Annotated in this window: 12 protein-coding genes; 3 read left to right on the plus strand and 9 right to left on the minus strand. The window is 58.9% G+C overall.

Features of this window, described 5'->3' with window-relative positions; translation table 11 throughout:
- Window positions 1-33: 33 nt before the first annotated feature.
- Entirely contained in the window at window positions 34-777 is a 744-nt protein-coding gene (locus HW554_RS15275) for a LuxR C-terminal-related transcriptional regulator (protein ID WP_176909453.1), read from the minus strand.
- Window positions 778-1235: 458 nt separating this feature from the next.
- Between HW554_RS15275 and HW554_RS15280 the strand changes: the two genes are divergently transcribed.
- Window positions 1236-2012, plus strand: coding sequence for an adenine nucleotide alpha hydrolase family protein (locus HW554_RS15280; RefSeq protein WP_176909454.1), 777 nt, complete (start codon window positions 1236-1238; stop codon window positions 2010-2012).
- 54 nt (window positions 2013-2066) lie between these two features.
- On the opposite strand, the gene HW554_RS15285 is transcribed toward HW554_RS15280, so the two are convergent.
- Together HW554_RS15285 and HW554_RS15290 are read right to left on the minus strand one after the other, a co-directional pair.
- Window positions 2067-2774 (minus strand): Crp/Fnr family transcriptional regulator, encoded by a 708-nt coding sequence (locus tag HW554_RS15285; protein ID WP_176909455.1) that lies wholly within the window; start codon window positions 2772-2774, stop codon window positions 2067-2069.
- Between the two features lie 681 nt (window positions 2775-3455).
- On the minus strand, window positions 3456-3929 hold the full coding sequence (locus HW554_RS15290) for a hypothetical protein (protein WP_176909456.1): 474 nt from the start codon (window positions 3927-3929) through the stop codon (window positions 3456-3458).
- Between the two features lie 384 nt (window positions 3930-4313).
- Between HW554_RS15290 and mtaB the strand changes: the two genes are divergently transcribed.
- Window positions 4314-5660, plus strand: a complete 1347-nt coding sequence (gene mtaB / locus HW554_RS15295; protein ID WP_176909457.1) for a tRNA (N(6)-L-threonylcarbamoyladenosine(37)-C(2))-methylthiotransferase MtaB — start codon at window positions 4314-4316, stop codon at window positions 5658-5660.
- A 314-nt stretch (window positions 5661-5974) separates the two neighbouring features.
- Here the strand turns inward: mtaB and HW554_RS15300 are convergent, their stop codons facing one another.
- Window positions 5975-6529: a hypothetical protein gene (locus HW554_RS15300; protein ID WP_176909458.1), complete on the minus strand. Its 555-nt coding sequence runs from the start codon at window positions 6527-6529 to the stop codon at window positions 5975-5977.
- 186 nt (window positions 6530-6715) lie between these two features.
- Window positions 6716-7954, minus strand: coding sequence for an ABC transporter permease (locus tag HW554_RS15305; protein ID WP_176909459.1), 1239 nt, complete (start codon window positions 7952-7954; stop codon window positions 6716-6718).
- A gap of 242 nt (window positions 7955-8196) precedes the next feature.
- Between HW554_RS15305 and HW554_RS15310 the strand changes: the two genes are divergently transcribed.
- Window positions 8197-9474, plus strand: coding sequence for an asparagine synthetase B (locus HW554_RS15310; RefSeq protein WP_176909460.1), 1278 nt, complete (start codon window positions 8197-8199; stop codon window positions 9472-9474).
- A 147-nt stretch (window positions 9475-9621) separates the two neighbouring features.
- Here the strand turns inward: HW554_RS15310 and HW554_RS15315 are convergent, their stop codons facing one another.
- From HW554_RS15315 to lpxK, 4 genes are all read right to left on the minus strand, one after another.
- Window positions 9622-10089 (minus strand): hypothetical protein, encoded by a 468-nt coding sequence (locus tag HW554_RS15315; RefSeq protein ID WP_176909461.1) that lies wholly within the window; start codon window positions 10087-10089, stop codon window positions 9622-9624.
- Between the two features lie 172 nt (window positions 10090-10261).
- The gene (miaE, locus tag HW554_RS15320) at window positions 10262-10858 is read right to left on the minus strand and encodes a tRNA-(ms[2]io[6]A)-hydroxylase (protein ID WP_176899939.1); all 597 of its coding nucleotides are present in this window, start codon (window positions 10856-10858) and stop codon (window positions 10262-10264) included.
- Window positions 10859-10914: 56 nt separating this feature from the next.
- On the minus strand, window positions 10915-12924 hold the full coding sequence (locus HW554_RS15325; RefSeq protein ID WP_176909462.1) for a putative porin: 2010 nt from the start codon (window positions 12922-12924) through the stop codon (window positions 10915-10917).
- Window positions 12925-12931: 7 nt separating this feature from the next.
- Entirely contained in the window at window positions 12932-14008 is a 1077-nt protein-coding gene (gene lpxK, locus HW554_RS15330) for a tetraacyldisaccharide 4'-kinase (protein ID WP_176909463.1), read from the minus strand.
- Between the last annotated feature and the right edge of the window lie 157 nt (window positions 14009-14165).

Consider the following 14165-nt stretch of genomic DNA (forward strand, 5'->3'; position numbering starts at 1 on the left):
GTAAAAAGCCTGGCCCATTATGGGTCAGGCTTTTTACTTATGCAGGCTCGGCTTGTCTGGTTTCCTGGGCAATGCCGGCCGGTTATCCCTATCAGTTCGGAGCTTACGGTAGATGTTGCGCCGGTGAGTCTTCAGAGTTAACTCACTAATAAATAACGACTCGGCAATGTTGGCATTCGATTCGCCCACCAGCATTCGGTCCATGATTTCCTGTTCGCGCACGCTGAGGACATCGATGGCGGCCGGGCTTTTGTGGGAGTATAACCAGCGGATAAAGTCGGGATGGTTGAGGCTAAAGTGCACCTCAAAGGTTGTTTTATGGCCGGTGATATCCGTAAACAGGCTCCCCATCGCCAATGGCTTTCCGGCAGCATCCTGGGCCAGAATAAAATCCTGCCGCAACACTCGCAGAAATGCCCCTGAGCAGGTACGCAGCCGGTAGTCGGTACTGCAACAGATAGTCAGTGGTAACGCGCCCGCTGGTGGCGAATCGATATCCGAGAGCTGGATATACTGCCTGAAATCCGTCGCCAACTCCGATGCCCGCCGCACAAACGGCCGGTCATCGGGGTGGATAGCGTTGTCGAGCAAATTGAATTCAATCAGGTTGGGGGCGTAGCCCAACACCTTCTCGGCGTGCTGACTCACGTAAAAGCAGCGCTGCTGCCACAGCTCGAAAGCCACCAGAAACTGGTTGGCCAGCAGGTTCTGGCCCAACCTATCGGCTTCCCGATATATGGTTTCATCAAAAGCCTGCAGGGTAAGGGAGGCATGCATAGGGCGGATAAAAACTGCTTTCCAGATAAGTCAGGTGAGGGTGTCGTCGGAATCGTATGGTTCCGCAACGGTTGTGGCGGTAGTCCCATTGCGAAAACCGGGCAGCGGGAAACCCGCCACAGCTTGCTCAACAACCTGGTTCAGGCCTTCGAAAACTGCGCAGATTTCGATTTTCTCTCTTCATAGGCAGCTCGCTAGCATTGACCAAACGCATTTCTGGAAGTATGCAGCGTCATTTATGAGCGCTCGGATGCGCAGTAGCTTTATGGCAAGGCCGCGCAGATCTTTTTGGGAAGGCTTCTTGACAGTTTCTTCAATATGCAATTATAAATATATAATACGAATATAATATAATTAAGCGGGTTTTCACAGCGCTATGTTCCTTTCGCTGATGCTTTACCCGTAGTCCTTGCTGATGCGCTTTCTACCCGTCTGCTTTCGTACCTGCCACCACCTATATGCCTACATCCATCGTTGTGCTTAGTCAAAGCGAGTCTGCTTCGAAAGCAGCCGTATCCTACGCTACGCTCCTCGCCAGGGCAATGGCCGTGCCCGTCTGTCTGCTTCAGATGGCGGCGGGTCCCGTGCTGGCCGGCGAATCAACTCCTGGTATGGCTGATGACATAGCTAGGCCAGCAGCCACGCTAGAGGAAACGATTGTACCGACCCTGGCCAACAAAGACGCGCTGCTGGTTGTGATGACCGTGCCGGCTACGTCAAGTCCCTCCGCCGGCCTGGCGGATCCGGCAGTCTGGTCGCTGCTGCCAGCCATCAGCCCGCCGCTGCTGCTCGTGCCAAGCGGCCTGACCAGCCAGGAGCCCCCCTCGCATATTGCGCTGGTAACCGATGGTGACCCTTTTACCCTCATGCATGGGCAGCGCGCCATGCATGCGCTACTACTCACCCTGCCTGTTCTTATCACGGTGCTGCACACGCCAACTGCGCGCTCCACCTCTTCGCCAGCCGATGCGTTACAAACCCTGCTCACATGTGGTTTGGCAGCCCGCTACCTCACTACTGCCGCAGCCCTCGTAGTACCAGGTGGCAATGCGGCAGATAAGATTTTAAGCGGGGTTCCGGACCGAGTACGGGAGCTACGGGCCGACTTGCTCGTCCTGATTATCCGGCGGGGTGCCCTGCGGGAAGCCGGTTTTGGGAGGAGCATGATGGCCGCATTGCTTCAGCAAAGTCCGGTTCCGATACTGCTGTTGCTCGCCGCGGAGCAGGCGGGCTGACAGCCTGATTTTGGTCAGGTGTAGCAGGCCAATGCCGCTGCTACCCGTTGGCCGCTAATCATACTGCGTGGCGATATTCACCAGCCTCATCGTGTCCAGAATAGTAATGGCGCTTCCGTGCGTACTGAGCATGCCTTCGGCCTTGAATTCAGAAAGCATTCGGGTGGAGGTTTCTTTGGTGGTGCCCATCAGCGCGCCCAGATCTTCGCGGGTGATGGAGAAAGAGAGGGAGTCGGGTTGGTCCTTACTCCGGTACGTGCGCAGCAGCAGCAACAGGGCTTCGGCCAGCCGCTCGCGTACCGGTTTGTAGGCCAGGTGCAACATGCGCTCCTCGGTTTCGCCCAGCGTTTTGGAAAGCAGCTGAATCAGGCCGTTGGAAAAAACGCTGTTGTTGCTCATCTCCTGAAAGAAATCTTCTTTTCGCACCAGGCACACTGTGCAGGTATCAAGCGCTACGGCCGAAGCTGAGTGCAGGGTGCCGGTTACCAGGCCGCGGTAGCCCAGCATGTCGCCGCCCTTGGCCAGCCGCACGATTTGCTCCTTGCCGTCGCCCCCGGTTTTAGAAATTTTTATTATCCCGTCGTGCACGCAATACAATCCCAGTGCCCTGCTTCCTTCACGGAAGATGACTTGCCCGGCCACGTATTGCTGCGCAGTTTTATGCAGCCCTATTTCTTCCTGCTCATCCTTACCGCAGCAGTGCAGCAGAGAGAGATGATAACTGGGGCAGGAGTGACATTGAGGTGTAGAGAAACGGTTCATAGCGAGGGGAAAGGAGCGAGTGATTCTTGTGTATTGCCGCCGATTAGGACGAGTAACTAGCAGCCCGAAAGCCGATAGCGCGCTTGGAGTAGTTGGATATACTGCAAGTGTAGTGGAGCAGTTTGAGCCTGTATCTTGACATCAGCTGATGCCCGTACAAATTCAAAAATTGTCTTCTAAATATATTTTTTATTAATATAACACTAATAAGCAATACAAGCAATACCCCGATAGCAGTATATTTGTAATATATTTTGTTTTTATATCATCAATCATTTACTGGCTGCTTATTCATATATATGCGCTTATCGTGTTGAAGCGTATAAGCAAGCAGTACCGTTAGTCCCGACATATTGCCCACTGAAGAGCCGTTTGAGGCCCGCAAAAGAGTAATAGCAGCTGATAAACAGCGTATTACACTCAGGTCACTCTCCTAAATCCTCGCGCTTCTGCATAACTCCTCGTCCCTATAGTTCAATGCAGCTGCCACCAGAACTCCGTCAGATTTCGCATTCCTCCTACCCTGCCACTTGCTCTCCAGGCGCACTGCTGGAAACAACGCATTGCTAAACACAAAATAGTGGGCGTTAGCAGTAGCAATCGTGTGGACACGATTGCTACTGCTAACGCCCACTATTTTGTGCAGGGACTGATGTATAAATCCCCCGATTCTGGGAGGAGTTAGTGGCTATACACGGAAGTGTAGGTAGTCACGGAGCCATTGGTAGCGGCATCGGTGTAGGACAAGCTCAGTTTGTCAGCTGTTAGCTCCGTTACGGCGAGGTTGCGTACACGCTCGGACAGCGTCAGCTTAATGGAGTCGCCCGCAGGATTCAGCAGCCAGCGCCCCACAGCAGGGGTCGAATGGGCTCCGCCTTTATGCACCGTATACGTGCCATCGGCCTGAAAATCGGCCAGCTGGTCCAGCATGCTGGGGCTAACGTGCGAAAAAAGGTCGGCTTCGGTCACTTTGTCGGCCGTGCTGGTGCTTACCAGAAGCCCCGTTTGGTGCCAGTTGCTACTAGCCAGCTGGAGCGGGCGGCTCACAGCAACACTTTCAACGGCCATCGGGCTTACCTCTTCGAGGTCTTTGTTGCACGAAAACAGGCTGCACGCAATAGCAGCCAGGCTCAAAAACATGGGTACTCTCTTCATTAAACAGGGTTTAGGAATTCAACTTCACGCGATGTTGCGTAGTATTTCTTCAGCACAAATCTTTCTCACAACCACTTCAACACTCTCCTCTAAGCACAACCCACCTTCTGTTGTAGCCCCCCAAACAAACACTTTCTCTTATGAGTTCAACCGCACTATTTTAGCGAATAGAATACTACGCGCATAGCCTCAGCGGGCGGTGGGTCGGGTCTTTGGTGAGGGTAGCTGGGTCCTTCTGCCACTGAGCATACAACAAACTCATGTTGTGTACACTTCCTCATCAGGTAGGCCAATCAAAAATAGGAGTTTCTAGACTTGTGTTCCAGGTGGCCCGCCTCACTGCCGCAAGCTCGCCGCTTCCGCCGTATCTTTGCGGCCTTGCTTATGGACATGGAAACCAAGAAAGTTGCCTTTTACACGCTGGGCTGCAAGCTCAACTTCTCCGAAACGTCCGCCATTGGGCGGCAGTTTGAGGAAGCGGGCTTCGTGAAAACCGCCTTCGAGGACGCGGCCGACATTTACGTTATCAATACCTGCTCCGTCACCGACCACGCCGACCGCAAGTGCCGGAAGGTGGTGAAGGAGGCGCTCAAGCACAACCCCGAGGCCTTTGTAGCCATTGTGGGCTGCTACGCCCAGCTCAAGCCCCAGGAAATTTCCGAAATCCCCGGCGTGCACGCCGTGCTCGGAGCCGCCGAGAAATTCCAGCTCGTGGAAACGCTGGCCGGCTTCATCCGGCCAGCCGCCGGCGAGCCGGGCCGGGTGTTCGCCTCCCCCATTTCGGAGGCCACCGAGTTCCACGCGGCCCACTCCTACGGCGACCGGACCCGCACCTTTTTAAAGGTGCAGGACGGCTGCGACTACTCCTGCTCGTTCTGCACGATTCCGCTGGCCCGCGGAGCCAGCCGCTCGGGCTCGGTGCAGAGCGTGGTGGAGCGCGTGGAGAAACTGGCCGAAACCGGCGTGAAGGAAATCGTGCTCACCGGCGTCAACCTCGGCGACTTCGGCGTGCAGGGCCCTGAGCACGAGCGGCCGGAGAATTTCTACGACCTCGTGCGGGCCCTGGATGAGGTGGAGGGCATTGCCCGGTTCCGCATCAGCTCCTGCGAGCCCAACCTGCTCTCCGACGAGATTATCCGTTTCGTGGCCCAATCGAAGCGGTTTATGCCGCATTTTCACATTCCGCTGCAGTCGGGCTCGAACAAGATATTGGGCCAGATGCGCCGCCGCTACCGCCGCGAGCTGTACCAGGAGCGGGTGGCGCTTATTAAGGAGGTGATGCCCCACGCCTGCATCGGCGTCGATGTTATCGTGGGTTTCCCCGGCGAAACGGAGGCCGATTTCCTGGAGACCTACCAGTTCCTCAACGAGCTCGACGTGAGCTACCTGCACGTGTTTCCGTATTCGGAGCGGGCCAACACGCTGGCGCCTACCCTGCCCGGCCGCGTGCAGGACCGCCACCGCCACGAGCGCACCACCCAGCTGCGCAGCCTCTCCGAGAAGAAAAAGCGCTATTTCTACGAGCAGCACACGGGCCTCGAAACCCAGGTGCTGTTTGAAGACGACGTAACCAACGGCCAGATGGAAGGCTTCACGCCCAACTACATCCGCGTAGTAGCCAAGTACGACCCGCTGCTGGTGGGCGAGCTGAAGCCCTTGCGCCTGACCGCCGTGAACCCGCAGAACCTGATGGAAGCCGAAGAAATGGGCATCGAGGTGTTGCAGCACTAAAACAAGCTCTTATTGCGAGTAGCGCAGCGCAGTTTGCCCCTGGAAACCCTGCTAACGAACAAGCCCCTGACGTCCTCACGTTAGGGGCTTGTTCGTTAGCAGGGTTTTAGACTGGGAAGCTGTTTAGGAAGTCGTGAGGACGGTCATGCTGGGCCTACCGAAGCATCTCTACCGCTTCATAGCAGTCGTTAAACGAAGCGGTAGAGATGCTTCGGCAAGCTCAACGTGACCGTCCTTATGAGCACTGAACACCACCTAAACAGCTTCTATTGTGAAGGACGAAGTACTCCGCGCTGTTCGAAAGGGCAGTTCTACTATGCCAATTGACGCTGCATCAGGTCCATCATCTGCTGCATCATGCGCTGCTGGTCCTGCAGGTGCTGGTTGCGCATCTCGGCCATAGCCAACTGGTGGGCCATTTGCTGGGTGTACAGGGCCGTTTGCCAGCTGGTATCTGGCGCGGCCGGGGCAGCGGCAGCCGGCGCGGAATGAGGCACGGGAACAGGAGTGGCCGGCGCCTCAACAGGGGCCGGGGCGACCGGGGCGGGAGCAGCCACCGGCGCCACTAAAGGCGCTGCTTCTGCTGGTACTGGCGCAGCAGTTGGTGCACCAGTTTGTGTAGTGGCGGCGGGCTCCGGGCGCGGCTGGCGGGCAACGCTTTCCCGAGGCGCTGGGGCAGAAGACGCAGCCTCAACTTCAGCAGTGGCCGCCTCATTTTCGTCGGTCAGCATGGGCTCACGGCCTTCCAACAGCCAATCTTTTGACACATTTGGATACACCTCAAACACCTTACACAGCAAATCGAAACCGGGCTTATTACGCTCGTCCACGAGGTGCTGAATGACGGTAGCCGTCTTTTCCAGCGACATAGCGAAGGCATTTTTTGATAAGCCCAAATGATTTATCAGTTGAGTAAACCGTTGCCCTACCGTTGTTTGCGTTGCCATGCCCAGAGTATATTTGTTGAATACCGTGGCAATATACCACCAAATGAATAAGCCGGCTGCCTTCCGAAGAAAACAGCCGGCTCACACGTATTTGACGATGCCTCGCTCCTACTCGAAACGCAGGCTCTCAATGGGGTCGAGGGCAGCGGCTTTGCTGGCCGGGTAGTAGCCCGAGGCCAGGCCCACCGTTACGCAGATAGCCAGCCCCACGCTCATCCAGAGCCAGGGAATGATGAAGCCCCCGCTGCCCACCAGCAGCGCCACGGCATTGCCGATGCCCACACCCAGCAGGATACCCAGCGAGCCACCCAGCACGCAAATCACGATGGCCTCGATGAGGAATTGCTGGCGGATGAGCAGGGCCGTGGCGCCCATGGCCTTGCGCACTCCTATTTCGCGGGTGCGCTCGGTTACCGACACCATCATAATATTCATCAGGGCAATGCTGGCGCCGAGCAACGTAATAAAGCCCACCAGAAAGCCGCCGATACGCAGGTTGCCCGATAGTGCGTCGAGCTTGCCGGCCAGCGAGTCGGAGCGCTCCACCTCGAAGCTGTCGGGCTGGCCCAGCTCGTCGTGGCGCACGGCGCGCATGATGCCGGTGGCCTCGCCTGTCAGGTAGTTGAGCTGGCTGGCATCGGTGGTAGCCGTTTTCACGTCGTAGGTGAGGGCGCGCTGGCGGGGCAGCTGGTTGCCCGTTTCCAGCGGCACGAGCATGAGCCGGTCGGCTCCGCCCCCACCCATGCTGCTGCCGCTTTTCTCCAGCTCGCCTACCACCTGAAACCGCCGCCCCAGCATGTACACATACTTGCCCACCGGGCTTTGCGCAGGAAACAGCTTGTCCTTGATTTCAGAACCCACAATCACCACATTGGCTCCGTTGTCGAGTTCGGTGGGCGAGAAGCCGCGGCCGGCTTTAAGGCCGTAGCTCTGGATGAGCAGGTAGTTTTCGTCGCCGGCTACCACCTGCATGTTGGGGTTGGTTTTCTCGCCGTTGGCCTTCACCTCGGTAGCTCCGGCCACGAAGGCCGAAATGCCCACCTTGGCTTCGTCGCCGAGCTGCTGCTTGTACTGGCGGGCCTGCAGGTAGTCGATGGCCGGGTAGGTTTTGGCCTGCACCCCGCCCCGCCGGCCCCGGTTGTTGTAGCCTTTCGCCTTGATTTCGAACGAGTTGGCTCCCAGGCTGGCGAAAGTGGAATTGAGCGAAGCCTTGATGGCATCGATGGCCGTGAGGATGCCCACCAGCGACATAATGCCGATGCTTACGATGAGGGCCGTGAGAATGGTACGCAGCAGATTGCTGCCAATGGAACGAAACGCCTCTTTGATGTTTTCCAGCAAATGCATGGGTTTCAGCTGTTAGCTTATAGCGGTTGGCTGTTAGCTTTCGTTCTGACTGCCAGATTCCTGCTAGTGGCGCAATAAGCGTTTAGTTTTCAATGAATGTTACCTGGGCTTCGGAACCTGTATTTCCGGGTGCCGCCGGCCTTCGTTAACTCCGGGGCCGCCTGTGCAAGGTAGCGCGTTTGGCCCACAACTCCGCCCCGATTTGCTACCTTTCGCCGGGCCGTGTTTTTAGCCTTTTATCTATGAAAAATCTTCGTCTGCTGAGTTTGTTGCTCGTGCTGGCTGCCGGGCTGCTGGGGCCGCTGGCGGTTCAAGCCAACCATATTCTCATCCCGATGGACAAAAGCCAGAAGGAACACCTGAAGGCCTACGGTGCGGCTTACTGGCTGCTGGGCAAGCAGGTGGAGGTAGACTGGCTGCTGAATTACCGCGGTGGGGCCTTTGCCTGCGATGTGGTGCCGGGGGCCGAAAACGAGCTGGCCATCCGGGGCGTGAGCTACCAGGTGATTTCCGGGGCGCAGTACACCAACATCCTCTCCGAAATAGCCGACCCCAACGCCAACATGGATGTGATGAAGCTGGAGAAGGTGCCCAAAATTGCGGTGTACACGCCCAAGGGCAAGATGCCCTGGGACGACGCCGTAACGATGGTGCTCACCTACGCCGAAATACCCTTCACCCCCATCTACGACGACGAGGTGCTGCGCGGCGACCTGCCCAAGTACGACTGGCTGCACCTGCACCACGAGGACTTCACGGGCCAGTACGGCAAGTTCTACGCCTCGTACCGCAGCCGCCCCTGGTACCAGCAGCAGCAGCGCGACGCCGAAGCAGCGGCCAAACGCAACGGCTTCGCCAAAGTAAGCCAGATGAAAGGGGCCGTAACCGTGAAGATGCAGGAGTTTATTGCCGGCGGCGGCTTTATGTTCGCCATGTGCTCGGCCACCGACTCGTACGACATTGCCCTGGCCGGCCTGGGCCTGGATATGGTAGAGAGCATGTACGACGGCGACCCGGCCGACCAGCAGGCGCAGAGCAAGCTCAACTTCAACCGCACGCTGGCCTTCCAGAATTTCCAGCTGCGCCCCAACCCCTTCGAGTACGAGTACTCCAACATCGACATGGACCCGCGCGAGCGGGGCGTGTACGAAGACAACGACTATTTCCAGCTGTTCAACTTCTCGGCCAAGTACGACCCGGTGCCTACCATGCTCAGCCAGAACCACGAACGCACCATCAAGGGCTTTATGGGCCAGACCACAGCCTTCCGCAAAAGCCTGGTGAAGCCCGATGTGGTGGTAATGGGCGAGAACAAGGCGTCGGGCGAGGTGCGCTATATGCACGGCACGCTGGGCAAAGGCACCTGGACCTTCTATGGCGGCCACGACCCCGAAGACTATCAGCATCTGGTAGAGGAAGAGCCCACCGACCTGAGCCTTCATCCCAATTCGCCCGGTTACCGACTCATTCTCAACAACATCCTGTTTCCGGCCGCCAAGAAGAAGAAGCAGAAAACCTGATGTTCACCAGCAAGAGGTGAGAAACGGTACGAGAACACCCGGCTAAAGCAAAGGGGCACGGACTGCAGTCCGTGCCCCTTTGCTTTAGCCGGGTGTTGAAACCTTAACAAGGTGCTGATTTCCCGGAATCTGGCAGCAGTAGCCTCCTTACTTCTCCAGCCGCATAAACTGCTGCACGAGAGCGGGCAGGTCGTCGGTTTTTTCGGGGTCCAAAGGCAGCGTGAGGTCGACCAGCACGGGCTGGCCTTTAGCTATGCCGAACACGATGTACTGGTAGGCCATGCCGCCCGTTTCGGTGGCGTACGCCAGGCGCGTGCCCTGGGCCGGCGGGCCGTCGAGCAGCGTGCAGGTAAAGGGTGTTACCTCCACGTTTTTCTGCTTTTTCTTCGCCACCCGCACATGCTCGGGCGGGTAGGTACGCATCACGCTGTAATCGAGGTACACCCACGCCAGCTGGTAGGCCGGGCCGGTTACTTCGGAGCTTGAAACGGCGGTATAGCCGTTTTCCAGGGGCAGGTTAACGCCGCAAAAGTTAAGCTGAGAGCCGGCCGCAGCTTGTGCGCGGCCGGTGAAGGGTAACGCCAGTAGCAACGCAAAGAATAGCAGATTCTTCATAAGGAATTGGGCAGAGCAGCAAACTAGCTAAATGGTTGGGGCCTAAGCTACGAAGACCCCGAACGGAAGGCAAGTTTTTTACTCCAACCATGTTTTTGGCTCGGCTAATCGACGATCAGCAGCTGGTTATCAGCCATTGACAGAAGCTAACGACTGACAACCCGCAACCCACTCAATGCATCCGGTCGTCGCGAACGGGCAGGCTGGTTACAATGTCGCCTTCGATGCGCAGCAGCTCCTGGAAGCGCACGTCCACCTCCTGCGGGTCGGCGTATTCCTTGGCCAGCTCCACGTAGCTCACAAAGTGGCCGGCTTCGGAGGCCATCAGCTCGTAGTAAAACTGGCTCAGGCCGGGGTCGGGAATGTGTTTCCAGAGCAGTTTGAACCGCTCGCAGCTGCGGGCCTCAATGAGCGCACTCACCAGCAGCTGGTCCATGAGCTGCCGCTCGCGGGGGCCACCCTTGCGCACATGAGCCAATAGCGCCACCACGTACTCGTCGCGGCGCGGGCGGCCCAGCGCGAAGCCGCGCTGGCGCAGCTCCTGCATCACCCGGCCAAAGTGCTCCCACTCCTCGGCCACCAGCGCCGTCAGCTCCTCTACCAGCCTGGTCTTCTCGGGGTATTTGAGGATGAGCGAAATGCCGGTGCTGGCCGCTTTCTGCTCGCAGTACGCGTGGTCAACCAGAATATCTTCGAGGTTTTTGCTGGCAATGTCCACCCACCGCGGGTCGGTGTTGAGCTTCAGCTTGAGGATGGTTTTCTCTTTCATGGGTGCTGGTGGAACGAAGGAGAGCCTTCGTCAGGATAGTAAGGCCTTGTTCAGCCCTAATTGAAGAACTGCCAGCGCAGGCCGAACTGGAAGCGGCGGGGCAGGGCGGAATAGTAGGGCGCGGCGAAATAGCCGTTTGGGGGCAGAAACTGATTGATGTAGGCCATTTTCAGGAACACGCCCACCGTTTTAATGTCGGCATTCAGGAACACATCGGCCACCGGCACGCTGCGGATGGTGAAGTGGTCCTGCACGAAAAACTGCTGGGTGCTGGGGCTGTAGTCGTAGGCCTTCCAGCGCGACTGGTAGTAGCCCTGCACGCCCACCTGCCCGAACAGCGCTTTTTTGAACAGATAGCCCTGGTAGTACACCCGCGCCTCGCCCACCACGGCCGGAATCCGCAGCGCCGGGTTGTCGGAGCTGGCCCCGGCCGTAAAGGTCGCCTGCGTCTCGAAGAACAAGTGCCCCACGCTACCCCGGTAGTGCCCCATGAGAGAGCCAATTTGAAAATGACTGGAATCGACTGTCTGCCGGGGGCCATCCATATGTACCTGGTCCGTCTGGGAAATCGGGTCGACGGAGTAGTAGATGTAGTTGCTGACATTGGCTCCCGTGCCCACGGCTTCCACGAAGTGCCGGCCCAGTTGCCGGGCAGCCCGCACCCGCAGCTGCTGTACATTCACGTTTTTAAAGTTGGTGTTCCAGGCAAAGTGATTGCCCGAGAACTGCTGCTCCGTGAGCGTGGGGGCCACACTGGTCAGCAGCACCTCCCCACTCAAAAAGCCCAGTCGGGCCCGGCCGCTAAGCCAATATTCCGTCTGCGCCGCGTCTTTCAGATCGGGCTTGATTTCACCGGCCGTTTCGATGGCGAACTGCCGGTACTGGAACGCCGCCGTGCCGCCCGCAAACAGCTGGCTGGGGCCATCGACTGTAGGTAGCGCCTCGCGCACCACCGGCGGTGCCTCGTAGGCCGAGCGTGTTTCGAGCGAATACATACGGTAGCGGCCGTACAGGCGGTAGTTTACCTGCTGGCTCTGCCCCATCACGCCTACCGTATTCTCGAACTGGCGAAACTCAGCCCGGTCGTCGGTGGCGGCCGAACTGAGCCGGTTTATCGGGTAGAACGGGTTGCGCACGCCGCCAGGGGCCGGCTGCTCGTCGGTGTACCGGTTGAGCTGCCGGCTGAAGTTGAAGAGGTGGTACGCCGTGAGGCCCCGGCCCAGCAGCTGATAGCTGTGCAGCAGCCGCACCCGGTCGCGGGAGTCGCGGTTTTTGGCGTTGGTCAGGTTCACTACCTCCCGCTGGAATCCAAAAAGCAGTTTCAGGTCAGGATACACCCTTCCATTGGTCAGCGTATCCAGCTGGTTAGCCAGCGTATCCAGTTGGTAGGGCTGGGGCCGGATGCCGCCCTGCTCGGCCAGCGTGTGGCGGGCCGTACTGAAGTGGCCCATAGCGTGGTAGCGGTTGTTGAGCGACTGGTAGCGGGCAAAGAACACGAAGTTGTTGTGCTCGACCTGACCGGTTTTGGTGTTGCTGACCGCAATGGCCTTGTTGGCCCCAAAACGCTCGTAGTTGAAGCCCACATTGAAGCGCTTTTTGAGGCTGCGGGCGTAGCCCAGCTCGAATACCTGCTCGTAGGGGTTGCCCTGGAAAAAGCGAAAAAACGTGTAGGGCGACTTCGTATCGTAGTAGTTTACATCTTCGGGACCGCGGGCATACTGGTCGAAAACGGTACGGCCCAGACGGGCGCCCAGCTGGCGGTTGGCCTCCCAGAGTAGCGGCCGCGAGGCCGCCCCAAAGTAGCCCAGCGTCTGCTGAAACGTGGTATCGTGGGTCCAGTAGCGCTGCTGGGGCAGGCGCGTAAGCGTCGAGTCCACCATCCGGCCCACGGTATCGCCTTGCAGCAGGTCGCGCTCCTTCAAAATGAAGGTGGTGCGGGCGCCATAGCGGTTGCGGGTCGAGTCGTCGAGAATTTGGGCGTGGCCGGCCCAGGGGCGCAGCAGGCCCAGCCCCAGCAGGCCGGCCAGCAGCAGCAGGCGCAGCGAGAAGTTACGGATGAAAAGCAACGGAAAATCAGCCAACGGCGGGAAGCGGAAAGTACGGGGCAAGCAGGGCGACCAGCCGGGCCTCCCCGTCGGCCAGGAACCGGACGGTAATCGGAATGTAAAATACGGGCAAATCGGCCACACTTGCCGCCAGCGCGGGCTCCTGCAGGCGGGCCGCATCCTTCTGGGTGGTCAGAACGCACTGGCCCGGCTGGCATTGCGCAGCCAGGGCCGCAATTTCGGCGGGCGTAAAAGCGTGGTGGTCGGCGAAGCGGGCGTGGTGGGCTACGCGGTATCCGGCCGCTGCGAGGTGCGCCAGCAGCGGGCCGGGCTGGGCAATACCAGTCAGCAAGACCACCTCAGCCCCACTCATCGGCGCGGTCATCCGGCCGGCCGCCGTACCCGGCACGGGCACTGGCGCGCCATAATCGTAGGCAGAAAACAGCACTGGCACCTCGGGCCGGGCATAGCGGCGCACCTGCTGGGTGATGCCGGCCTGAGCAATTACGGTCAGGTCGGGGGCGCACTTGGTGATGATAACCGCATCGGCGCGGGCGGCCCCGACCCGGCTCTCGCGCAAGCGGCCGGCCGGCAGCACTTCATCCCTATAAAACGGCCGCTGCTGCTCAGTCAGCAGGATATTTACGGCCGGCCGTACCCGGCGGTGCTGGTAGGCATCGTCGAGCACCACGGCCGTCAGGGCGGGCACTTCGGCCAGCAGCCGCCGGATGCCAGCTACCCGGTCTTCGCTCACCACTACCGGCACCACCCCGCCAAACTGCCCAAACTGCTGCCAGGGCTCGTCGCCAACCGTAGCGGCCGAATCGGCAGCCGTGGCGAGCCGGTAGCCACGGGTACGACGGCCGTAACCCCGGCTGAGCAGCGCCGGCCGCTGCCCGCGGGCCTGCAGCCAGGCCACCAACCAGGCCACGTGGGGCGTTTTGCCGGTGCCTCCTACCCGCAGGTTGCCCACACTGAGCACCGGTACCTCGGGAAAGGCCGTGCTGGGTTTCCAGCCCCGGTCGTAGAGCCAGTTGCGCATCGCCAGCACGGCCGCATAGAGCCAGCTGAAGGGAAGCAGCAGGATTTTTAGGAGGGAAGTCAAAAGGAAGAAGTAGTAGCCGGCGCGGAGAGGCAGCCCTAGACAATGCAAAGGGTGTAACCAGGACACCGGCCGTCGCAAAAGTAGTGGGTTGGGGCGGGTTGCAGCAGTTTTATACTAGAAACCCACCTTTGATTTGCCGGGGCCGTAGTTCTATTGC

This window comes from Hymenobacter lapidiphilus, from assembly GCF_013377885.1.
In the GTDB taxonomy this organism is placed as follows: domain Bacteria; phylum Bacteroidota; class Bacteroidia; order Cytophagales; family Hymenobacteraceae; genus Hymenobacter; species Hymenobacter lapidiphilus.